This is a genomic window from Parvibaculum sp., assembly GCF_019635935.1.
In the GTDB taxonomy this organism is placed as follows: domain Bacteria; phylum Pseudomonadota; class Alphaproteobacteria; order Parvibaculales; family Parvibaculaceae; genus Parvibaculum.
In genome coordinates this window covers 3522814-3544573 of sequence record NZ_JAHBYN010000001.1, presented here as the reverse complement: position 1 = coordinate 3544573, position 21760 = coordinate 3522814, and the positions used below count along the sequence as shown (strand labels likewise).

Sequence of the window (21760 nt, the reverse complement as noted above, 5' to 3'; positions counted from 1 at the left end):
TAAAAACAAAGGAATTCTGCGGAAAATTCGAGGTGCCAAACGCAGAAACGGGAGCCCTGAGGCTCCCGTTTTGCGTTGCACGACCGCCCGATGGGCTGTCGTCGCCTCTAATGTGCCATAACCGGCTCATTGGCATCGGGCCGGCCGCGGCCAGCGGCGGCCTGTTCGGCTGCCCAAGCATCCTCGTCCCATTCGATCGGCTCCGGCATGCGGGTCAGCGCATGCTTCAGCGCTTCGTCGATGGTGTTGACCGGCACGATCTCGAGGGCGTTCTTCACGTTGTCCGGAATCTCGGCGAGATCCTTGGCGTTGTCCTGCGGGATCAGCACCTTCTTGATGCCGCCGCGAAGCGCCGCAAGGAGCTTCTCCTTGAGGCCGCCGATGGGCAGCACCCGTCCGCGGAGCGTCATCTCGCCGGTCATCGCCACGTCCTTGTGGACCGGAATGCCGGTCATCACCGAGACGATGGCTGTGGTCATTGCGACACCGGCCGACGGACCGTCCTTGGGCGTCGCTCCTTCCGGCACGTGGACGTGGATGTCGCGGCGATCGAACAATGGCGGCTCGATGCCGAAACGGGTCGCACGGGAGCGGACGAAGGAGCTCGACGCGGAGATCGACTCCTTCATGACGTCGCGCAGGTTGCCTGTCACCGTCATGCGGCCCTTGCCGGGCATCATCACGCCTTCGATGGTCAGCAGCTCGCCGCCGACTTCCGTCCATGCCAGACCGGTGACGATGCCGACCTGGTCCTCGCCTTCGGCTTCGCCGAAACGGTATTTCGGCACGCCGGCATCGTCGGCGATATTTTCCATCGTCAACTTGACCGACTTCGTTTCCGGATCGGTCAGGATGCGCTTGACGGCCTTGCGCGCCAGGTTGTTCAGCTCGCGCTCAAGATTGCGGACGCCGGCCTCGCGCGTGTAGACGCGGATCAGGTGGCGCAACGCCTCGTCGTCGATCGACCACTCGCCCTTGCGCAGGCCATGACCGTCGATCGCCTTCTGGATCAGGTGGCGGCGGGCGATCTCGACCTTTTCATCCTCGGTGTAGCCGGCGATGCGGATGATCTCCATCCGGTCCATCAGCGGCTCGGGGATGTTGAGCGTGTTCGCCGTCGTCACGAACATGACGTCGGAGAGATCGTAGTCGACCTCCAGATAGTGGTCGGCAAAGGCGTTATTCTGCTCGGGATCGAGAACCTCGAGCAGCGCCGATGACGGATCGCCACGGAAATCCGAACCCATCTTGTCGATCTCGTCGAGCAGGAAGAGCGGATTGGTGTGCTTCACCTTCTTCATCGACTGGATGACCTTGCCGGGCATCGAACCGATATAGGTGCGGCGGTGTCCACGGATTTCCGCCTCGTCGCGCACACCGCCGAGCGACATGCGCACGAAGTCGCGGCCCGTCGAACGGGCGATCGACTTGCCGAGCGAGGTTTTGCCGACGCCGGGCGGGCCGACGAGGCAGAGGATCGGCCCCTTCAGCTTGTTGGCGCGGTTCTGCACCGCCAGGTATTCGACGATGCGTTCCTTGACCTTGTCGAGACCGTAGTGATCGGCGTCGAGAATTTCCTGCGCGTTCGCCAGGTCCTTCTTGACGCGGCTCTTCTGCTTCCACGGCACCGAGAGCAGCCAGTCGAGATAGTTGCGCACGACGGTGGCCTCGGCCGACATCGGGCTCATCTGCTTCAGCTTCTTCAGCTCGGCGACCGCCTTCTCGCGCGCCTCCTTGGAGAGCTTGACCTTCTGGATGCGTTCTTCGAGTTCGCGGATCTCCTCGCGGCCATCGTCGCCATCGCCGAGTTCCTTCTGAATGGCCTTCATCTGCTCGTTCAGATAGTACTCGCGCTGCGTCTTCTCCATCTGGCGCTTGACGCGGCTGCGGATGCGCTTTTCGACCTGCAGCACGCCGATCTCGCCTTCCATCAGCGAATAGACGCGCTCCAGCCGGCCGGCGACCGACGGCATTTCGAGAAGTTCCTGCTTCTCGGGAATCTTGATGTTGATGTGGCTCGCGACCGTGTCGGCCAGCTTGGCCGGGTCCTCGATCTGTCCGATCGAGCCCAGCACCTCCGGCGGCACTTTCTTGTTGAGCTTCACATAGCCTTCGAACTGCGAGACGACGGAGCGCGCCAGACCTTCGATCTGGTCGCCGTCGGTTTCGGTTTCGTCGATCGCCTCGACTTCGGCCTCGAAAAATTCGGGGTTGTCGACGTAGCGCTTGACGCGCGCACGGCGCACGCCCTCGACCAGCACCTTGACGGTGTTGTCGGGCAGCTTGAGGAGTTGCAACACGGTGCCGATGGCGCCGATTTCGTAGATGTCGTCCGTGTTCGGATTATCGTCCGCGGCGTTCTTCTGGGCGACCAGCAAAATCTGCTTGTCGTCCTGCATGACATTTTCGAGCGCCCGCACCGACTTTTCGCGACCGACAAAGAGCGGCACGATCATGTGGGGGAAAACGACAATGTCGCGCAACGGCAGCACCGGCAACACAAGGGCATCGCCGCCGGCGCCTGCCTTCGTATCCTGATTGCGCTTTTCTTTCTCGGTCATGTTACTTCCTGCCTTTACCTGACTCGACTGCCGCCCGCAGCGAAACTCCAGCCTAGCATCCGATTCTGAATGAATGCTGATGGCCGTATGAGGGCCAGAATAGCGGGATTCGCGGGCGCCGCCCGGAATTCGGGCGTTTCCGGTCCCCGGCCTGGATCAGCGCCGGGGGCCTTCGGTTAAAAGGAAAATGGCCCTGAAAGACCGCGCTTTCAAGGCCACTTGCCGATGCATGAAAAATGCAGGTTTTCAGCCCGTCAGGCGCTGGTGCCGACGTCGCCCTGCCGTTCCGCATAGATGTAGAGCGGGCGCGCCTTGCCTTCGACCACCTCGCCACTGATGACGACCTCCTCGACGCCCTCGAGCGTCGGCAGTTCGAACATCGTATCGAGCAGGATCGCTTCGAGGATTGAGCGCAATCCACGCGCGCCGGTCTTGCGGTCGATCGCCTTGCGGGCGATGGAGCGAAGCGCCTCCTCGGAGAAGGTCAGACGCACATTCTCCATCTCGAACAGGCGCTCATACTGCTTCACCAACGCGTTTTTCGGCTGGGTCAGAATGGTGACGAGCGCTTCCTCGTCGAGATCCTCCAGCGTCGCCAGAACCGGCATACGGCCGACGAATTCGGGGATCAGGCCGAACTTCAGCAGATCCTCGGGCTCCAGATCCTTCAGGATCTCGCCGGTGCGACGGTCCTCGACCGACTGAACCTTGGCGCTGAAGCCGATGCCGGCGCCCTTGCCGCGTTGACCGATGATCTTTTCGAGACCCGCGAACGCGCCGCCGCAGATGAAGAGGATGTTGGTCGTGTCGACCTGCAGGAATTCCTGCTGCGGATGCTTGCGCCCGCCCTGCGGCGGCACGGAGGCAACCGTGCCTTCCATGATCTTCAGCAATGCCTGCTGCACGCCTTCGCCCGACACGTCGCGCGTGATCGACGGGTTGTCGGATTTGCGGCTGATCTTGTCGACCTCGTCGATATAGACGATGCCGCGCTGGGCGCGTTCGACATTGTAGTCGGCCGACTGCAGCAGCTTCAGGATGATGTTCTCGACGTCCTCGCCGACATAGCCGGCTTCCGTCAGCGTCGTCGCATCGGCCATCGTGAACGGCACATCGAGGATGCGGGCGAGCGTCTGCGCGAGCAGCGTCTTGCCGCAACCGGTCGGACCGATCAGCAGGATGTTCGACTTCGCAAGCTCGACGTCGTTGTTCTTGGCGGCGTGATTGAGACGCTTGTAGTGGTTGTGGACGGCCACCGACAAGACGCGCTTGGCATGCTGCTGGCCGATCACATAATCGTCCAGCACACCGCAGATTTCCTGCGGCGAGGGAACACCGTCACGCGACTTCACCAGCGAGCTCTTGTTTTCCTCGCGGATGATGTCCATGCAGAGTTCGACGCATTCGTCGCAGATAAAGACGGTCGGTCCCGCAATCAGCTTCCTGACCTCATGCTGGCTCTTGCCGCAGAAGGAACAGTAGAGCGTGTTCTTGGAGTCGCCGCCGCTCACCTTGCTCATAAAAACTCCTTAGTAACCCGCAAGCCGGTTCGGGTCTCGCTCACTACCCCTGCACCAACCGTGCCTGCCTTCCGATACCCGATCAAGTTGCCCGTAATCCTTGTACGCCTTGGCGCGAAATTCGGATGCCTTGCCGGTCATCTTGCGGACATACGAGCATGTTATTCCTTGAGGGATCAACATTTCATTACCCTCCATAACGGCCGGACGCTGCGTTTCCGTCGCGGCAGCACGGCTTTCAAAGGGCCCGATTCTCGTGCATTTGTCGCCGAAATCGGCAGGGCCGCATTGGCGGCCCGAGCGGCCGCCCGCTCGAAAAGCGTTTGATTCAAGCCTTTTTGGCGTCGTCCTGCGGCCCGCGCACCACACCGACATGGTCGATAATGCCGAATTCGAGGGCGCGCTCCGGGCTCATGAAATTGTCGCGTTCCAGCGCATCCTCGACCGCCTTCAGGCTCTGGCCGGTGTGCTTCACATAGATGTTGTTCAGACGTTCGCGAATCGCGATCGTCTCGCGGGCATGAATTTCGATGTCGGTCGCCTGACCCTGGAAACCGCCCGACGGCTGGTGAACCATGATGCGCGCGTTGGGCAGCGCAAAGCGCGAACCCTTTTCGCCCGCCGCCAACAGGAGCGAGCCCATCGACGCCGCCTGCCCCATACACACGGTCGAAATCGGCGGGCGCACATGCTGCATCGTGTCGTAGATCGCCAGACCCGACGTGACGATGCCACCCGGCGAATTGATGTACATCGAGATTTCTTTTTTCGGGTTCTCGGCTTCAAGGAAGAGAAGCTGCGCGGTCACCAGCATCGCCATGCCGTCTTCGACCGGACCGGCGACGAAAATGATGTGCTCCTTCAGCAAGCGCGAGAAAATGTCGTAGGCGCGCTCGCCGCGATTGGTCTGTTCGACCACCATCGGCACGAGGTTCATGTAGGTTTCGATGGGGTCTTTCATTCTCTCTCCTGAGCGTCGGCCCGTTTCCGGCACTGAGATGGTTCGAGGCGCAATGCGGCTCGCCTCCCGCCTCATGCCGGGATAACCCGATTCGGTAAATGGACGGTTCAGAACTCTACCGCAAGAGGAATATAAGATCAGTTACGGCCTATTTCGCCCCCTGCGACATAGGGGGCTTTTGCCGCTACGTCAGGCAGCCATGGCCGCCCATTCCTCAGATGCAGACGCTGGCGAGCGGCGGGAAGCCGTTGAAACCGACCGCCGAATAGGTGGTCGTGTAGGCGCCCGTGGCCAGAATCCAGACCTTGTCGCCGGCGGCCAGCGCCGTCGGCAGCCGGTAATCGGTCTTTTCGTAGAGAATGTCGGCGCTGTCGCAGGTCGGTCCGGCAAGGACGACGGGCGAGGTTTCGCCGCCATTTTCGGCCGCCGCGTCGCGCGAGGTCAACAGGCGATACTTGATCGCCTCGTCCATGGTTTCGGCAAGGCCGTGGAACTTACCGGCATCGAGATAGACCCATCGTCGGGCATCGTCGCCGCCCTTTTCCGAAACGAGGACGACTTCGGCCTGGATGACGCCGGCATCGCCAACGACGCCGCGGCCGGGCTCCACGATCACTTCGGGCTGGTTGTCGCCGAAGTGGCGGTCCAGCGCCTCGCGGATCGCCGCACCATAGGCCGGGATCGAGGGCACGTCGGTACGGTAGCGCGACGGGAAGCCGCCGCCCATGTTGACCATGCGCAGTGTCACGCCACGCGCCTCGAGCGCGCGGAACAGCGAGACCGAGAGTTCGAGCGCCTTGTCATATTGCGTGAGGTCGGTCTGTTGCGAGCCGACATGGAAGGAAATGCCATAGGCGTCGAGGCCAAGCGCCTTGGCGCGCGCCAGCAGATCGACCGCCATCGCCGGCTCGCAGCCGAACTTGCGCGACAGCGGCCACTCGGCGCCTTCGCATTCCATCAGCACACGGCAATAGACTTTCGATCCCGGTGCGACGCGGGCGATCTTTTCGAGCTCGGGCTCGCTGTCGAAAGCGAACATGCGCACGCCTTTTCCATAAGCCTCGGCGATGTCGCGTTCCTTCTTGATCGTGTTGCCGAAGGAGAGACGGTCCGGCGAGACGCCATGCGACAGGCAGAGGTCGATCTCGCCCATGCTGGCGGTGTCGAAGGCCGAGCCGAGACGGGCCAGCCGCGCGACGATCTCGTCGGCCGGGTTGGCCTTCACCGCATAGAAGATGCGCGCCTCGGGGAGCGAGCGCGCCAGCTCCTCGAAGTTGTGGGCGACGATATCGACATCGACGATCAGGCAGGGCGACGGCAATTCGGCTGTCGCGATGTAGCGCGCGATCTTGGGCGGCAGGCCGCCGCGATCCGACGGCAGCTCGGCCGCCTGCGGCACGAGGCGCAGGCGCGGCTTGCGGCCCTTCGCCGTCTTCGTGGACGGAACGGACTTCGCGATTGTCTTTGCGGAGATGCGAGAACGGGCACGGCGGCCCTGCTCGGAGGCGAACATCGTCAACACCCTTTTTCAGACCCGGTACTCAGACCGGCGTGATCCAAAAAGGACGCTTCCGTCGTTGCATAAACCTGCCAGGGGCCAGCGGCACGTGCGTGTGCGTCTTGTGATGCGCGGAGATATAGGTATCGCTGAGTCCGCGCAACAGGTAATTGGGCCGCCGGCAAAGTTTTTTGCTAACAAATTCTTAATGCGCCGGCTGCCAATTGTGGCCGAATTGTGAGAGCGAAATGCGAAAGGCCCGGAGGGTTGCTCCGGGCCTTTGCCGTCAGCGCTTCGAGCGCGTCAGTCTTCCTTCTTTTTCTTCGCCGCCGGCTTCTTGGCGGCGGGCTTTTTGGCGGCGGCCTTCTTTGCCGGCTTCGCATCGCCATGATCGTGGTCGTGATCATGGTCGCAATTCTCGTCGTGGACGTGCTCTTCCGCTTCGGGATCGGCAAAAAGCGTCTCGCGGTCGACGGCCTTGTCCTTCACATCGGCCAGTTCGGCGATGAAGTCGACGACCTTGTCCTCGAAGATCGGGGCGCGCAGTTCCTGCACGGCTTGCGGGTTCTGCTGGTAGAATTGATAAAGCTGGCGCTCCTGGCCGGGGAACTGGCGAGCACGCTCGGCGAGCGCCTGGTTCAGCTCCTGCTCGGTGACGGAGATGTTGTTCTTTTCGCCGACTTCGGCCAGCAGCAGGCCGAGGCGGACGCGGCGCTCGGCGATCTTGCGGTATTCGGCCTTCACCTCTTCCTCGGGTTCGTCGAGATCGGCGGCCGTCTTGCTCTGGTGGCTGAGCTCGTGCTCGAACTGCTTCCAGATCTGCTCGAATTCCTGCTCGACCATCGAGGGCGGCAATTCGAAATCGTGTAGCTCGTCGAGCTTGTCGAGCATGGCGCGCTTCAGGTGCATGCGCGACATGCGCGTGTAGTCGTTCTTGATCTGGTCGGCGAGCGCCTCGCGCAGCTTGGCGAGTTCGTCGAAGCCGAAGCGCTTGGCGAGCTCGTCGTCGATCGACACCTCGGCAGGCGCCTTCACTTCCTTCACCTTCACCTCGAAGACGGCGTCCTTGCCGGCAAGGTGTTCGGCACCGTAATCGGCCGGGAAGGCAACCTTGACGGTCCTGTCCTCGCCAGCCTTGGCGCCGACAAGTTGTTCCTCGAAACCGGGGATGAAGCGGCCGGAGCCAAGTTCGAGACTGGCGTCTTCGGCAGAGCCGCCCTCGAAGGCGACATCGTCGATCTTGCCGACGAAATCGACGGTCAGCAGATCGCCGTTTTCCGCCTTGGCGCCTTCTTCGCGCGCTTCGAAATTCTTCTGGTTTTCGGCGAGCCGCTTCAGCGCCTCGTCGATGTCTGCGTCCTTCACCTCGGCAACGAGGCGTTCGATGGAAACCTTTGAAAAGTCTGCCAGTTCGAAGGCCGGCACGACTTCGAAGCTCATCTTGAAGGTGAGGTCGGCCTTGCCGTCCATCACCTGCTCGATTTCGCCCTCGAGATCGATCGACGGCTGGAAGGCCGGCCGAAGCGCTTCATCGGCCAGCGCCTTCTGGCTCGACTCGCCGACGGTCTCCTGGATGATCTCGCCCATGACCTGCTTGCCGAAGGTCTTGCGCAGATGGCTGACCGGCACCTTGCCGGGGCGGAAGCCCTTGAGGCGAACCTGGTTTTTCATTTCCTCGAGCTTGGCGCCGAGGCGGGCTTCGAGATCCTGCGCGGGAACCTGAATCTTCAATTCGCGCTTCAGACCGTCCGTGTTGGTGACCGTGACCTGCATCTTCCAATCCATTGTATTTAAAGGGGTTTCGGTCTGGTGCGGGCGGAGGGACTCGAACCCCCACGCCTTGCGGCACTGGAACCTAAATCCAGCGCGTCTACCAATTCCGCCACGCCCGCCATGGGCCGACGACGAGGCCCGACAAGAGCCAGCCGCTCCCCAATTTGGCGCTCTCTATATCAAGGGGTTTGGGCGATTGCTAGCAAAAGAGCATAGGCCCTTTCGGCTTCAACCGAATTGCGAGGGCAGGTCACGCAGGACGGCCGGGAGCATTTCAGGGAGGTCTTCGGCGATCAGGCCCGGACCGAAGGCGGCGCCGGCCTCGCCATGAAGCCAGGCCGCCGCCGCCGCGGCTTCAAAGGGCGGCATGCCCTGTGCCAGAAGTCCAAGGACGATGCCGCCGAGCACATCACCCGAACCGGCGGTGGCAAGCTCCGGCCCGGCGTTGATGACGATGGCGGCGCGGCCGTCCGGCGCGGCGATGACGGTGTCCGGTCCCTTGAGCAGCATCACGGCTCCGGCTTCGGCGGCGGCACGGCGGGCGCGGACGAGTTTGCTTTCGCCGGAAGCTGCCAGCGCCGGGAAGAGGCGCGCGAATTCGCCTTCATGCGGCGTGAGCACGACGGGACCGGCGAAGTAGCCCTTGATGGCGACGAAGAGGTCGCGCGGGATTTCGGCAAAGGAGGTCAGCGCGTCGGCGTCGAGCACGATGGCGGCGCCGGACAGCAGCGCCGCCAGCACGTTTTCGCGCGTTTCCGCGCCGACCCCCGCGCCGGGGCCGATCAGAAGCGCGTTCTTGCGCTTGTCCTCGAGAATTTTCGTCAACCCGTCAGCGCCGTCGAAGGGCGCCAGCATGATGGCGGTCAGGTGTGCGGCATTGACGAGCAGCGCCGAGGGCGGCGTCGCGACCGTCACGAGGCCCGCCCCTGCCCGCAAGGCGCCGCGCGCCGCAAGACGCGCCGCGCCGGTATGCGCCGCGCCGCCAGAGACGACGACGGCATGGCCGCGCGTGTATTTGTGACCGTCGATCGCCGGCCGCGGGAAGCTTGCCGCCCAGAGCGGCGGATGGTCGATGAAGGTTTGCGGCGCGATCTCTTCGAGGACGTCGGAAGGAATGCCGATGTCGGCGACTTTCAGCTCGCCGCAGAGAAGTCGGCCCGGAAGCAGCAGGTGGCCGGGTTTCAGGCGGAAGAAGGTGACGGTGAGCGCCGCCTTGAACGCCGCGCCTCGGGGCGCGCCGCTGTCGCCGTCGAGACCGGATGGAACGTCGACCGAGACGACGGGGACGCCCGACTGCGCGACGCGGGCGATCAGTTCGGCGACTACGCCCTCGACGTCGCGGGCGAGGCCGGCACCGAAAATTGCGTCAACGACCAGAGACGCCTTGTCCGCCGCATCGGCGGTGAGCGAAAGGACGGGGCCGGGCCAGCGGGCAGCGGCCTGGGCAGCGTCGCCTTTCAGGTTTTCGCGCGCGCCGAGAAGAAAGAGCGTTACCGGCCAGCCGAGTTCTGCCAGCAACCGCGCCGCGACAAAGCCATCGCCGCCATTGTTGCCGGGACCGCAAAGCACCGCGACCGGGCCTTGCGGAAAACGCGCGGCGACGGCTTCGGCGACCGCACGGCCGGCGTTTTCCATAAGGACCGATCCGGGCCGGCCGCGCGCTATGGTCAGCGCATCGGCGCGTGCCATCTCGGCGGTGGTGAGAAGGACCGAAGACGAATCGTGCATGGCGTCACTATAGCCATGCGATTGCGTCGGGAAAGCGGACGATTACGGCGTCCCCGCCCTACTCCAGATTGAAGCCGTAATCCCGCTCGACGCGGGCGATGCGGGTAATGGTGGGGCCGAACCAGAGGGTCTTTGCCTTGTGCTTCGCGGCCATGTGGTGGGGGTCGTCGCGCCAGCGCTGGATCGCCTCGAGGCTCTCCCAATAAGTGATCGCGACCGAGGCACCGTCCTGGAAGAAGGCTTCGAGGCCGAGAAAGCCGCCGATCTCGCCGGCACGGCCGTAAAGCTCGGTGGCAAGTTTGAAGTAGGCGGCTTCGTCGAAGCCGGGGCCGAGTTCGGTGGTGGTCGTGACGGCATAGTATGGCGGCTTTGGAGTGCGCGCCACGCGGGCGACGCCGGTCGATCGGGTCATGAAACGGCTCTTTCGTGCGAGGGTGAAGGACTTCAGCGTTTACGCGCGGCGGCGAAGAGTGCGTTGAGCTCGGGCTGCGGCATTTGCCCGGCGGCGAAATCGAAGGTGCCGTGTTCGTGCAGTTCGCGCGCGCATTGACGAATGAAGCCCAGGGTCGAGCGCGCGATGGAGCCGCCGAGGCTGATGCGGCGGATGCCGGCTTCGATCATGTCGAAGGCGTTGCCTTCGTTGCTTGTGAGGCCGGCGACAATGTTGATGGGACCGGCGATTTCGCGAACCAGAATTTTCATCGTGGCGATGTCGGCGACGCCCGGCAGAAAGACGCAATCGGCACCCGCCTCGATGAAGCGATTGGCGCGCGCGACCGCAAGATCGAGCGCATCGGGCGTGCCGCGCTGGAAAATGTCGGTGCGCGCCGTCAGTACGAAGGCGCTGTTGCGTCTTGCAATCGCTGTGCGGGCGGCGGCGATGCGCTCGACCGCCAGCGTTTCGTCGTAGAGGACAGGTTCCAGCGGCTTCTTGTCCTCGATATTGCCACCCGCGAGCCCTGCCTCGATCGCCATCGTGATGGTTTCGGCGACTGCTTCCGGGCTGTCGCCGAAACCCGCTTCGAGGTCGCCATTGACCGGCAGAGGCGAGGCTTCGGCAATTTCACGCATGCGGGCAAACATTTCGTCGCGTGCGACGCCGAATGCCGCGTCCGAAACCTGATAGTCCTGCTTGCCGAGCGAAAAGGCGATGCCTGCGCTGGTGGTGCCGATGGCCTTGAAGCCCGCTGCGGCCAGAATGAGCGCGCTCCCGGAGTCCCATGCATTGGGCATGATGAAGCCGGGGCCCTGCCGATGCATTGCCAGAAATGTCTTTGCCTTCGTCTCGCCGCCGCTCGCCGCCATGCCGATCTTCCTCCGGTCCGGGTGGGTGGAAATTGGGGTTTGCTCGCCCATCCGTCCAATTTATAGTTTTGATAAACGACATCTGTTTTTTGCATGGAGACGGCCCGATGGACTCGGACGCGCTGCAGACCTTCGTGACCATTCACCGGGCGGGCGGCTTTTCGCCTGCGGCGGAAGCGTTGCATCGCTCACAACCGGCGATCAGCCGCCGCATCGCGCTGCTGGAAGAGGAACTGGGGGTACCGCTGTTCGAGCGGGTGACAGGCGGGGTGACGTTGAGCCAGGCCGGCCGCGCGCTGCTGCCCTATGCCGAACGCGTGCTTGCGGCGCTGCAAGATGCAGGTGACGCCGTGGCGGACCTGCGCTCCGGCGCGGGCGGACCCATCGCGTTGGCGACCGTCGGCACGCTGGCCAGCACCGGCCTGACACGGGTGTTGAAACGTTTCGCGTCGAAGGCGCCCGGCGTCAGGCTCACGGTCCGGACCGCGACCAGTGCCGAAGTGAGCGAGTTGGTGCGCAGCGGCGCGGCGACGATCGGGCTTCGCTATTTCGACGATCCGGCGCCGCACCTTGACTGTTTCGCGTTGCGGCCCGAGCCGCTCGTCATCGCCTGCGCGCCGTCGCATCCGCGCGCTGGCAAGCGGGTGCGCGCACTCACCGAGCTTCGCGGCGAGCGCTGGCTCGCCCTTCCGCAGACGCGGGGCTTCGGCGAGCCTTCGGCGCAGACGATCTTCGCCGAATTCCGCATTCGCGGCGTCGCGGCGATCGACTGGACCGCCATCGACAGCCTGACAGCGCAGAAACGTCTTGCGGAAGCAGGCTTCGGCATCGCACTTTTGCCCGAAAGCAGCATCGCCGAGGAACGCGCCGCGGGCTCGCTCGCGGTCATTCGCGCAGACGACCTCAAGGTGGCGAACCCGGTGACGGCGATCACACGCAAGGGCGGCTATCTCAGCGCCGCATCGCGAAAGCTGCTGGAAATTCTGAAAGCGGACTTTCGCGGCTGACGTTCAATTGACTTTGGTGTCGCCTTCCCTTCCCTGCTCGATCAGCTTCATCGCGGTGCCGGAGGTTTCGAAGATCGTGACCGAGCAGTTGTCGGGGCGGAAGGCGACGAGGCGGTTGTCGCCGGTGGCCCATCCAGCGGCAACATTGATGGCAATGAAGTGAGAGAAAATCACCGTGTCTTCGGTGCGCTCCGTCAGCGCATCGACAACCGCGCGGCGCCACGCCAGAAGATCGAGTTTGCCGTTGGCGGTGTTTTCCGGCAGCGCGGCGGCCTCCCACGTGCCGGCCATCAGGCGACGCAGCCAGGGGCCGCGATCGGCGACATCTTCAATCGGCGACGGAATTTCGGCGACGCGGGGCTCGATGGCGGGCGCGGCAGCCCAGCTTGCGGCCAGCGGTTCGCTCGTTTCACGGCAGCGGCGCAGCGGCGAGGAGAGGATCGGCAGCCTGCGGCCAACGCGTGTCTCGATTTCGCGGGCGACCGCTTCGGATTGCGCGCGGCCCTTGTCGCTCAGGCCCGGATCGGCGTCGGCATCCCAGCCGGCGGCAGCTTCGCCGTGGCGGATCATGTAGATCAGGGGCATGGGCGGCATCCTTCTGTCCAATATCGATGCAGTGGGAGTACCGCTCCGTGGCGGCGCCGGCAAGGGAAAGCCAATGGTCAGGGGGCGGATGAGGGGGTAGCCTTTTCGTGACGCGACTCACCAGAGGAGGCATCCCATGAGCGAAGCGCCCACGCCGGCCGTGAGGCCCGGCGACGAGTTCGGCACGGCCAAGCTCGTCTATATTCTTTACTTCATCGGTTTCGTCATCGGCATCACCGCGATCGCGGGCGTCGTCGTCGCTTATCTCAAACGGGGCGAGGCGACGGCTGCAGCGGCATCCCATCTCACCTATCTGATCCGCACCTTCTGGATCGGCATTCTGTTCGCTGTCATCGGCGGGATTACGACATTCATCCTTATCGGCGTGCTGATCCTGCTGGCGACGCTGGTGTGGCTGTTGATCCGGTTGATCAAGGGCTTCATGCTGGCGATGGACGGCAAGCCCGTGCCCGATCCCGAGACGTGGTTGTGGTGAGGCTTCGGCTCACTCCGGCGTGAAGATGTTAACGCTGCCGTCGGCGGGGGACACAACCGTGCCGGAGCGGCCGAGCTGGTCGCGGGTCAGCATGTCCTGAAGCGTCGCCGGGTCGTTCGGCGTGTGGGCGACGAAGCGCGCGTCGCTGTCGGCCATGCGGCCGAAGAGGATCGCAAATTCGGCGCCGCCACGGCCATGGACCACGGTGTAGGTCTCGATCTTCGCCTTGCCGTTCGGCTTTTCCTCGACCTTCGGGTGTTTCTCGGCGTCGATCTCCGCCTGATAGGTCGCGGGCTTTTCGCGCTCCCACTTGCCTTCGCGCGGCGTTGTCGAATAGAGGCCGAGGCCGTGCTTCGTCACGTACCAGCCGTTTGAGGTGCAGAGGCCCTTCGTGCCGGGCTGTGCGCGCAGCTTGTCCATCATCGTCGCGATCGAGTGCATGACGTAGTTGTTGCCGGCGCCGCCGAAGTAAGGCAGGCCGCCGGTGACGGTGAGCGGGCGCGGATCGTCTTCGGCGATCCCCAATTCGTCGCGGCCGATCTGCACGGCGGACGGGAAGCATGAGTAGAGATCGAAATAGTCAATCTCGCCGATCTGCCAGCCCGACATCGCGAAGGCCTTCCTGCCCATCATGCGGATCGCGGGCGAGGAATGAAAATTGACGCGCTCGGTCGGATACCAGAGGTCGTTGGCGTCGGCGCAGCCATGCAGGAAGACCCATTTCGACTGCGGGATGCCGAGTTCGCGCGCCTTTTCGACCGACATCATCACAACGGCGGCAGCCTGATCGACCTGCATGATGGCGTTCATATACTTCGTGTAGGGAAAGCCGACATAGCGGTTGTCGTCGGTCGGCGTCGCGATTTCCTCCGCCGTGCGGGCGACGGGGAACCAGGCTTGCGGATGTTTCGCCGCGACTTCGGTGAAGGGCGCCATCAGGCGGCCGACGGCGAGCTGGTGATCCTTCACGCTGCGGCCCTTCGCGCCGCGGATCGCGTTTTCGAACATCGGATAGATGTTGACCGGGAATTGCAGCTTGTGGCGCTTTTCGGTTTCGGTGACGCCGGCTTTTTCGTTGCCGATGTCGATGCGGATGCCGCCGGGATTTTCGTCGTGCCAGGGAAGCTGCTTGCCCTGCCCCAGCGCGCGCATCAGCGTGCCGAAGCATTCCGAACCCGCAACCAGCGCCACATCGGTATCGCCCTGCGCGATCAGCTCGGCGGTGTGGTTGACCAGCATTTGCGGCGTGTTGCCGCCGGTCGGGCCATAACAGGTCTTCGCCGGGTTGGCGCCCAGCATGTTCGCGAGCGTCTTCGCGGCATTGGGATAGCGGCCGAACGGCAGCCTGCCCGAATCCGGGCTGTCGGTGATGAAGCGCACCGTCGTGACGTTGTCGACCGCCGCCCAGAGCTTGTCGCCCAATCCAGTGTCGGTAGCGGCGGCGCGGGCGGCGTCCGCCATCAGATGCATCGGCGAGAGTGCCTTCTCGACATCCTTTTCCTTCTGGACCAGCTGGCCGCAGCCGACCAGCACGGGCATGCGGGGGTCGAGTTTGTCGGACATGCGGAGGGCTCCCTTTAAATTCTTTTAGTTCGTGCCACTAACGATTGGCGGCAGAATAGCTGCTGGCGGCGGCGTGTCCAGCCGCGCCGCGCGCGGCACGGCGACGCTGCGTCAGGCGCCCTGCCCCTTGGTATAAGCCTTCAGCCGCGCGCTGGCCTCGGTCAGGATCGCGTCCTGCTTGCAGAAGCAGAAGCGGGCGAGATGTTGCGGGGCTTTGGCCGGGTCGGCGTAGAAGGCGGAAAGAGGAATCGCCCCGACCTTCGCCTTCATGGTGATGTCGCGGCAAAATTCGTCGTCGGTTCCGTTGAATCCGAGGGATCTGAAATCGGCGGAGATGAAATAAGTTCCGTCCGTGGGCAGAACATCGAGGCCGGCTTCGGCCAGCCCCTTCGCCAGCCGGTCGCGTTTGGCTTCCAGCGAAGCAGCGAGGCCGGCGAAGTAGGCGTCGTCCTTCGCAAGACCGAAGGCGACCGCCGATTGCAGCGCCGGCGGCGTCGTGAAGGTGACGAACTGGTGGGTCTTCGCGACCGTCTGAAGCAGGTGGGCAGGGCCGGTGACGTAGCCGACCTTCCAGCCGGTCAGCGAGAAGGTCTTGCCGGCCGAGCCGATGCGCAAGCAACGCTCGCGCATGCCGGGCAGCGTCATCAGCGGAATGTGACGGTGGCCCGAAAAGACCAGGTGCTCATAGACCTCGTCGCAGACGGCATAGGCGTCGTGGCGGATCAGCAGGGCGGCGATGGCGTCGAGTTCGGCGCGGGTGAAGACCTTGCCGGTCGGGTTCATCGGCGTGTTGAGGACGATCAGCTTGGTCTTCGCGGAGAAGGCCGCCGCGAGGCTCTCCAGCGGCAGCGACCAGTGCGGCGGCTCGAGCGAGACCGGAACGGCCTTCGCACCCGCCGCCTCGATGACGGGCTTGTAGCTGTCATAGGCGGGCTCCAGCACGATGGCCTCGTCGCCGGGATTGAGGAGGCCGATCAGACAGTCAGCCAGCGCCTCGGTGGCGCCGGACGTGACCATGACTTCGGACTGCCAGTCGATGTCGAGGCCGTAGAAGCGTTTGTTTGCGGCGGCAACGGCCTGGCGCAGCGCCGGCAAGCCCATCATCGGCGGATACTGGTTGGGGCCCTCAAGGATCGCCTTCGCCGCGGCCGCGCGCACGTCGTCGGGGCCTTCGTCGTCGGGGAAGCCCTGGCCGAGATTGATGGCGCCGTGCTCCGCCGCCAGCGCCGACATGGTGGCGAAGATCGTCGTGCCCAGGCTCGAAAAAACGCTGTTTGCCGCCTTCATCCGCCCTGCCCCGACCGGTCGTCGCTGAAATGTCGCGGGTGTTTGTCGCGAGACGCGAGCAGACTGTCAATCGCAGCAGAAAACGGCGGGCGGTAGCGAATTTCCCTGCGCGGCAAGCTTTGGTTAAGCTAATGCCTGTTTTTCGTCCATATTGCCTATTTTAAGTGCAATCAAGATGCTCAAAAGCCGGGCAGCGCTGCGTCGTCAAACGCATAACATGTTGCTAGATATATGTTTTTCGACTTTCGCCGGGTTGGCATGAGCCGTGCTATCCCTGAAGGACAAGACGGAGGGCGGCAAGCCCAGGAAGCAAGGAAGTGAGCGAATGAAAAAGATCGAGGCGATCATCAAGCCGTTCAAGCTCGACGAGGTGAAGGAAGCGCTGCAAGAGGTGGGACTGCAGGGCATCACCGTGACCGAGGCCAAAGGCTTCGGCCGGCAGAAGGGGCATACCGAACTTTACCGGGGCGCCGAATATGTCGTCGATTTCCTGCCCAAGGTGAAGATCGAGGTTGTGCTCAACGACGATCTGGTGGCAAAGGCCGTCGAGGCGATCCAGCAGGCGGCGCGTACGGGCCGCATCGGCGACGGCAAGATTTTCATTTCATCCGTCGAGGAAGCCATCCGCATCCGCACCGGCGAAACCGGCGTGGAGGCTATCTAAGGGGACGAATTGACCGACACCTAGCAGACGACCAAGACGCGCCGCGGACCGCAAGGCTCGCGCGCGATTTTCGCAAGAGGGCGCGCGCCCGACGCACGAACCCCTAAAGGACAACAGGGAAAAGAGGATCAAATGGCCGGCAAACCTATTCAGCAGATCATCAAGGAAAAGGACGTCAAGTACATCGACCTGCGCTTCACCGACCCGCGCGGCAAGATGCAGCACGTCACATTCGACATCGGCTTCTGCGACGACGACTTCTGGGCCGAAGGCACGATGTTCGACGGTTCGTCCATTGCCGGCTGGAAGGCGATCAACGAGTCCGACATGGTGCTGCTGCCCGATACGGCAACGGCGACAATCGACCCGTTCTATGCTCAGACGACGCTGGCCGTGTTCTGCGACATCATGGAACCGTCCACCGGCGAGGCCTACAGCCGCGACCCGCGCGGCACGGCGAAGCTGGCCGAGGCCTATCTCAAGTCGACCGGCATCGGCGATACGATCGTGTTCGGACCGGAAGCCGAATTCTTCATCTTCGACGACGTCAAGTTTTCGACTTCGCCCTACAAGACCGGCTTCGAAGTCGATTCGGTCGAGCTGCCGACCAATACCGACACCCACTACGAGACCGGCAATCTCGGCCACCGTCCGCGCACCAAAGGCGGCTATTTCCCGGCTAATCCGATCGACTCGTGCCAGGATCTTCGCGGCGAAATGCTGACGGTCATGGAAGAGATGGGCGTCAAGATCGAAAAGCATCACCATGAAGTCGCCGCCGCGCAGCACGAGCTCGGCACCAAGTTCCAGACGCTCACCACCGCCGCCGACCACATGCAGATCTACAAGTATGTGATCCACAATGTGGCGCAGGCCTTCGGCAAGACGGCGACGTTCATGCCGAAGCCGGTGTTTGGCGACAACGGCTCGGGCATGCATTGCCACCAGTCGATCTGGAAGGATGGCAAGCCGCTCTTCGCCGGCAACAAATATGCCGACCTCAGCCAGGAATGCCTCTGGTATATCGGTGGCATCCTGAAGCATGCCAAGGCGCTCAACGCCTTCACCAACCCGTCGACCAACAGCTACAAGCGGCTGGTACCGGGCTATGAGGCGCCGGTGCTGCTCGCCTATTCGGCGCGCAACCGTTCGGCCTCCTGCCGCATCCCGCACGGCACGTCGCCGAAGTCGAAGCGTATCGAAATCCGTTTCCCCGATCCGACGGCCAACCCGTATCTCGCCTTCGCGGCGATGCTGATGGCCGGTCTCGACGGCATCGAAAACAAGATCGATCCGGGCGGGCCGATGGACAAGAACCTCTACGACCTGCCGCCGGCGGAACTGAAGAACATTCCGACCGTTTCCGGCTCGCTCCGCGAGGCGCTGACGGCGGTCGATTCCGACCGCAAGTTCCTGACCAAGGGCAATGTGTTCTCCGACGAACAGATCGACGCCTATCTGGAACTGAAGTGGGAAGAGTGCATGCGTTACGAAATGACCCCGCATCCGGTCGAGTACGACATGTACTACTCGGTCTGACCCATCGGGTTCGAGCGAACGAAAGGCCGGAGCGAAAGCTCCGGCCTTTTTCGTTTGTAGCGTCGCAGAGTAATCCGTCTACCGATTTTTAGATTCGACAAATCGGTCAGCTTTCCTGACTCAATGAATCGCGCCAGAGACCCTTATTTCCCTTGACCTTTTTGCGGATTGGGGCGTAGCATTTTTATGTCTCACGAAGGAGGTTTTGAAGATGGCTCCACCGACGCAGGCAGAATCCCTGTAAAGAATGGACGACCACGATCCTCTGCCAAGACCCGACGCTGTTCTCATGCGTGACCGGTCGGTAAACCGTTTAGGCCAAGGGAAAAGCGCGGATAAACACTGACGCCAGCGTGACGCTAATTGAGCGCGCGGGCAGAAGGCACGGAGATAAGCCCGGCTTTATAGTGCGGGCGAGTGCGAGTAGCACATCCAAAAGCAACCCCGCGAGGGAACGCCCGACAGGAAAATCCGGGGCTTCCGCTGGAGCGGGGTTGCGCCGTATGGCATCTCCCATCCTCTTCGACCGAATTCACCGCTTCACAATCAACATGCCGTCGTCAATGTCGTGTGCAGCCTGCAAGGTTGCGCCGTTGCGACTTGCCGTTTCGTCACGCAGGGGGACTAAAGCTGAAAATTGAACAACCAAATTTTCACATCGTTACGGGCGGTCCCGGTGCGGGAAAGACGAAGCTGATCGAAGCACTGGCGGGTCGCGGCTTTCGTTGCGTCGAAGAGGCGGGCCGCAGGATCATTCGCGAGCAGACGCAGACCGGCGGCAACGCGACTCATGCAGGCGACCGCCTTGCCTTTCGCGCACTGATGCTTGCGCATGCGATCGACACTTACGAGGCGGAGATGGGCACAGCGCAACCTGTCTTTTTCGACCGCGGTCTGCCCGATCTCATCGGCTACAGCCGGCTGATCGACGCCGAAATACCGCCTCATATCGAGGAAGCGGTGGCGCGCTACCGCTACAACGGAACGGTTTTCATCGCGCCGCCCTGGGCCGAGATTTACGAAAATGACGCCGAGCGCAAACAGGATTTCGCAGAGGCGGTGGCGACACATGACGCTATTCGGATTACCTATCGCGAGGCCGGGTACGTGCTTGTGGAGTTGCCGAGGGACTGTGTCGAGGCGCGTGTGAGCTTTGTGCTGGCGCGGATCGACGTTCAGTCGCCGCGCCGCGCCAGATAGTCGTCGCAGAGTTCGACGAGGCGGGCGCCGTCGAAGCTCGGATCGTGGCCGCCATGAACGATGCGGGGGCTCATGTCGCGCAGGCGGCGGATTGTTTTCACATAGGCGGCGATGTCGGATCCCGGCAATTCATCGAGCAGCGGACCGTCATAGATCGCATCGCCCGAAAAGAGCGTTTGCGTTTTTTCTTCCCACAAGCCAACCGAGCCCGGCGAGTGACCGGGCAAATGCATGACCGAAAAGCGACGGTCGCCGAGATCGACGGCGTCGCCCTCCCCGATCAGTCCGGTGGCGCGCGTCGGCACGATGCCGTAGGAAGCGATGTCGTAGCCTTCATGCGGCAGCGCGTCGATCAGCACTTCGTCGCGACCGAGGCCATAACCGGCAAGCGCCTCGCGGATGTCTTCAGGGAAGGCGGCGGCGGATAGCGCTGCGAATTCGGCGTCGTGCTCCATCAACGGCGCTTCGGCAGGATGCATCAAGCGGTTCTCGAATTCGTGCAGCGAACCGACATGGTCGTAGTGGATATGGGTCGCGACGGCGACCAGCGGCTTGCCGGTGAGGCCGGCGATTTCGGCGGCCAAGGAGCAGACGCCGGTGCCGGTGTCGATCACCAGGTCGCGGTCGCGGCCGCGCACGAACCAGATGTTGCAGCGGATGAAGGGATTGACATGCGGCTCGAAGAGCAGCGTGACGCCATCGTCCATCTGCTGCCGTTCGAACCATCGATCCGCTATTTTCACGCTCGCTCCTTCGCCGCTCAGGGGCGCTGCAAGGCCGCCGCCGTCCGTGCCTCGTTCTTTGCGTAGTTGCGGAAGGCCGAGAAGACACCCATGCGCGGATCGGGCTCCTGACCGGCGCCCATGCGCAGGAGTTGAAGGCAGAACCAGCCCTGCTGGCCCCAGCCGTTCAATGCCTTGACCAGATTGAAGCGGCTGTGGGGACCGAGAATGCCGGGTCCGATGCGCAGCGTTTTTTCGTAGGCCGGCGTTTCCGCTGCCGCGCCCGACAGGAGCTTTGCGGGGATGGCCGTATCGACGCAGAGCGGGCGCGCGATGCCGACCACGTCCATGGTGCCGCTCGCCAGCGCCGCGTTCATGCCGGCGGCGGTGCGAAAGCCGCCCGTCACCATCAACGGCATTTTCACCGCGGCGCGGATGTCCTTGGCGTATTCGAGGAAATAGGCTTCGCGGGCAATGGTGCTTTCGCGGCGCGGCTCGGACTTCTCGGGATGCAACGTCAGGTCGTCGAGGCCGACAAGACGCGGCTGCTCATAAGTGCCGCCGGAGATTTCAAGGAGATCGAGGCCTTCGGCGTCGAGCCAGGCGGCAACCCGGATCGCATCTTCGTGGGAGAAGCCGCCGCGCTGGAAATCGGCGGAATTCAGCTTCACCGAGACCGGAAAGTCAGGGCCGACCGCCTTGCGCACCGCGCGGACGATTTCAAGCAGAAGCCGCGCGCGATTTTCGAGACTGCCGCCCCATTCGTCGGTGCGGCTGTTGACGTCGGGCGAGAGAAACTCCGAAATCAGATAGCCATGCGCGCCATGGATCTGGACGCCGGTGAAGCCGGTGTCGCGGGCGACGGCGGCAACATGAGCGAAGCGGCGGATCGCATCCTCGATTTCGGCGCCGGTCATGGCGCGCGGATCGCCAAACTGCGCGCCCGGCATTTCAAGCGGCTTTGCCGACGGTGCGACCGGCTCCTTGTTGACCGAGGCCGGGGTCTGGCGACCGGCATGGGAAATCTGCATCCAAAGATGCGTGTCGTTTTCCGTGCCCGCCTTCGCGTAGTTGCGCAGCGCCGCGATCGCTTCGTTCGATTGGGGCCCGTCGATCGCCACATTGCCGGGGCGCTCCATGTAGCGGCGGTCGACCTGAACGTTGCCGGTCAAAAGCATCCCTGCCCCGCCCGCGGCCCAACGGCGATAGAGACGGACATGAGCCTCCGTCGCGCGGTTCTGCGCATCGCCCAGCCCCTCGGTCATGGCGCCCTTGGCGATGCGGTTTTTCAATGTGGCGCCGCAAGGCAGCGTCAATGGCGAAGATATGGTGGCGGACATCGTTTTCTCCC

The 21760-nt window shown here is 63.3% G+C and carries 18 protein-coding genes and 1 tRNA gene; 5 read left to right on the top strand and 14 right to left on the bottom strand.

Features of this window, described 5'->3' with window-relative positions; genetic code table 11:
• Positions 1–107: 107 nt before the first annotated feature.
• The 9 genes from lon to KF719_RS17245 form a co-directional block, all read right to left on the bottom strand.
• The gene (gene lon, locus KF719_RS17285; protein WP_293510456.1) at positions 108–2561 is read right to left on the bottom strand and encodes an endopeptidase La; all 2454 of its coding nucleotides are present in this window, start codon (positions 2559–2561) and stop codon (positions 108–110) included.
• A 254-nt stretch (positions 2562–2815) separates the two neighbouring features.
• Positions 2816–4081: an ATP-dependent Clp protease ATP-binding subunit ClpX gene (clpX, locus tag KF719_RS17280; RefSeq protein WP_293510454.1), complete on the bottom strand. Its 1266-nt coding sequence runs from the start codon at positions 4079–4081 to the stop codon at positions 2816–2818.
• Between the two features lie 328 nt (positions 4082–4409).
• Entirely contained in the window at positions 4410–5042 is a 633-nt protein-coding gene (locus KF719_RS17275) for an ATP-dependent Clp protease proteolytic subunit (RefSeq protein ID WP_293510452.1), read from the bottom strand.
• 214 nt (positions 5043–5256) lie between these two features.
• Entirely contained in the window at positions 5257–6555 is a 1299-nt protein-coding gene (locus KF719_RS17270) for a type III PLP-dependent enzyme (protein WP_293510678.1), read from the bottom strand.
• A gap of 288 nt (positions 6556–6843) precedes the next feature.
• The gene (gene tig / locus KF719_RS17265; RefSeq protein WP_293510450.1) at positions 6844–8313 is read right to left on the bottom strand and encodes a trigger factor; all 1470 of its coding nucleotides are present in this window, start codon (positions 8311–8313) and stop codon (positions 6844–6846) included.
• Between the two features lie 34 nt (positions 8314–8347).
• Positions 8348–8432, bottom strand: a tRNA-Leu gene (locus KF719_RS17260).
• A gap of 109 nt (positions 8433–8541) precedes the next feature.
• Positions 8542–10041 carry an NAD(P)H-hydrate dehydratase gene (locus tag KF719_RS17255; protein WP_293510448.1) on the bottom strand — a complete coding sequence of 500 codons (1500 nt, stop codon included), beginning with the start codon at positions 10039–10041 and terminating at the stop codon, positions 8542–8544.
• Between the two features lie 58 nt (positions 10042–10099).
• Positions 10100–10453: an antibiotic biosynthesis monooxygenase gene (locus KF719_RS17250; protein WP_293510446.1), complete on the bottom strand. Its 354-nt coding sequence runs from the start codon at positions 10451–10453 to the stop codon at positions 10100–10102.
• A 32-nt stretch (positions 10454–10485) separates the two neighbouring features.
• Positions 10486–11346 (bottom strand): isocitrate lyase/phosphoenolpyruvate mutase family protein, encoded by an 861-nt coding sequence (locus KF719_RS17245; RefSeq protein WP_293510444.1) that lies wholly within the window; start codon positions 11344–11346, stop codon positions 10486–10488.
• A 107-nt stretch (positions 11347–11453) separates the two neighbouring features.
• On the opposite strand from KF719_RS17245, the gene KF719_RS17240 reads away from it, so the two are divergent.
• Positions 11454–12353: a LysR family transcriptional regulator gene (locus tag KF719_RS17240; protein WP_293510442.1), complete on the top strand. Its 900-nt coding sequence runs from the start codon at positions 11454–11456 to the stop codon at positions 12351–12353.
• A gap of 3 nt (positions 12354–12356) precedes the next feature.
• On the opposite strand, the gene KF719_RS17235 is transcribed toward KF719_RS17240, so the two are convergent.
• Entirely contained in the window at positions 12357–12938 is a 582-nt protein-coding gene (locus tag KF719_RS17235) for a histidine phosphatase family protein (protein ID WP_293510441.1), read from the bottom strand.
• A gap of 136 nt (positions 12939–13074) precedes the next feature.
• Between KF719_RS17235 and KF719_RS17230 the strand changes: the two genes are divergently transcribed.
• Positions 13075–13434, top strand: coding sequence for a hypothetical protein (locus KF719_RS17230; RefSeq protein WP_293510439.1), 360 nt, complete (start codon positions 13075–13077; stop codon positions 13432–13434).
• 9 nt (positions 13435–13443) lie between these two features.
• On the opposite strand, the gene KF719_RS17225 is transcribed toward KF719_RS17230, so the two are convergent.
• Positions 13444–14997 carry an acetyl-CoA acetyltransferase gene (locus KF719_RS17225; RefSeq protein ID WP_293510438.1) on the bottom strand — a complete coding sequence of 518 codons (1554 nt, stop codon included), beginning with the start codon at positions 14995–14997 and terminating at the stop codon, positions 13444–13446.
• Positions 14998–15108: 111 nt separating this feature from the next.
• Positions 15109–16284, bottom strand: coding sequence for an aminotransferase (locus tag KF719_RS17220; protein WP_293510436.1), 1176 nt, complete (start codon positions 16282–16284; stop codon positions 15109–15111).
• Positions 16285–16609: 325 nt separating this feature from the next.
• Here KF719_RS17220 and KF719_RS17215 point away from each other — a divergent pair, with 325 nt between their 5' ends.
• The 3 genes from KF719_RS17215 (at position 16610) to KF719_RS17205 (ending at position 19687) form a co-directional block, all read left to right on the top strand.
• Entirely contained in the window at positions 16610–16948 is a 339-nt protein-coding gene (locus KF719_RS17215) for a P-II family nitrogen regulator (protein ID WP_293510435.1), read from the top strand.
• Between the two features lie 132 nt (positions 16949–17080).
• Positions 17081–18487, top strand: coding sequence for a type I glutamate--ammonia ligase (glnA, locus tag KF719_RS17210; RefSeq protein ID WP_293510434.1), 1407 nt, complete (start codon positions 17081–17083; stop codon positions 18485–18487).
• Between the two features lie 600 nt (positions 18488–19087).
• Positions 19088–19687: an AAA family ATPase gene (locus tag KF719_RS17205; protein ID WP_293510433.1), complete on the top strand. Its 600-nt coding sequence runs from the start codon at positions 19088–19090 to the stop codon at positions 19685–19687.
• Here the strand turns inward: KF719_RS17205 and KF719_RS17200 are convergent.
• Both KF719_RS17200 and KF719_RS17195 read right to left on the bottom strand, forming a co-directional pair.
• The gene (locus KF719_RS17200; protein ID WP_293510432.1) at positions 19663–20430 is read right to left on the bottom strand and encodes an MBL fold metallo-hydrolase; all 768 of its coding nucleotides are present in this window, start codon (positions 20428–20430) and stop codon (positions 19663–19665) included. The genes KF719_RS17205 and KF719_RS17200 overlap by 25 nt on opposite strands.
• A gap of 17 nt (positions 20431–20447) precedes the next feature.
• Positions 20448–21749: an NADH:flavin oxidoreductase/NADH oxidase family protein gene (locus tag KF719_RS17195; RefSeq protein WP_293510431.1), complete on the bottom strand. Its 1302-nt coding sequence runs from the start codon at positions 21747–21749 to the stop codon at positions 20448–20450.
• Between the last annotated feature and the right edge of the window lie 11 nt (positions 21750–21760).

Bases quoted from the DNA above. Each gene is read 5' to 3' on its own strand.
- lon (WP_293510456.1), bottom strand. From the start codon at position 2,561: ATGACCGAGAAAGAAAAGCGCAATCAGGATACGAAGGCAGGCGCCGGC.
- clpX (WP_293510454.1), bottom strand. From the start codon at position 4,081: ATGAGCAAGGTGAGCGGCGGCGACTCCAAGAACACGCTCTACTGTTCC.
- KF719_RS17275 (WP_293510452.1), bottom strand. From the start codon at position 5,042: ATGAAAGACCCCATCGAAACCTACATGAACCTCGTGCCGATGGTGGTC.
- KF719_RS17270 (WP_293510678.1), bottom strand. From the start codon at position 6,555: ATGTTCGCCTCCGAGCAGGGCCGCCGTGCCCGTTCTCGCATCTCCGCA.
- tig (WP_293510450.1), bottom strand. From the start codon at position 8,313: ATGCAGGTCACGGTCACCAACACGGACGGTCTGAAGCGCGAATTGAAG.
- KF719_RS17255 (WP_293510448.1), bottom strand. From the start codon at position 10,041: ATGCACGATTCGTCTTCGGTCCTTCTCACCACCGCCGAGATGGCACGC.
- KF719_RS17250 (WP_293510446.1), bottom strand. From the start codon at position 10,453: ATGACCCGATCGACCGGCGTCGCCCGCGTGGCGCGCACTCCAAAGCCG.
- KF719_RS17245 (WP_293510444.1), bottom strand. From the start codon at position 11,346: ATGGCGGCGAGCGGCGGCGAGACGAAGGCAAAGACATTTCTGGCAATG.
- KF719_RS17240 (WP_293510442.1), top strand. From the start codon at position 11,454: ATGGACTCGGACGCGCTGCAGACCTTCGTGACCATTCACCGGGCGGGC.
- KF719_RS17235 (WP_293510441.1), bottom strand. From the start codon at position 12,938: ATGCCCCTGATCTACATGATCCGCCACGGCGAAGCTGCCGCCGGCTGG.
- KF719_RS17230 (WP_293510439.1), top strand. From the start codon at position 13,075: ATGAGCGAAGCGCCCACGCCGGCCGTGAGGCCCGGCGACGAGTTCGGC.
- KF719_RS17225 (WP_293510438.1), bottom strand. From the start codon at position 14,997: ATGTCCGACAAACTCGACCCCCGCATGCCCGTGCTGGTCGGCTGCGGC.
- KF719_RS17220 (WP_293510436.1), bottom strand. From the start codon at position 16,284: ATGAAGGCGGCAAACAGCGTTTTTTCGAGCCTGGGCACGACGATCTTC.
- KF719_RS17215 (WP_293510435.1), top strand. From the start codon at position 16,610: ATGAAAAAGATCGAGGCGATCATCAAGCCGTTCAAGCTCGACGAGGTG.
- glnA (WP_293510434.1), top strand. From the start codon at position 17,081: ATGGCCGGCAAACCTATTCAGCAGATCATCAAGGAAAAGGACGTCAAG.
- KF719_RS17195 (WP_293510431.1), bottom strand. From the start codon at position 21,749: ATGTCCGCCACCATATCTTCGCCATTGACGCTGCCTTGCGGCGCCACA.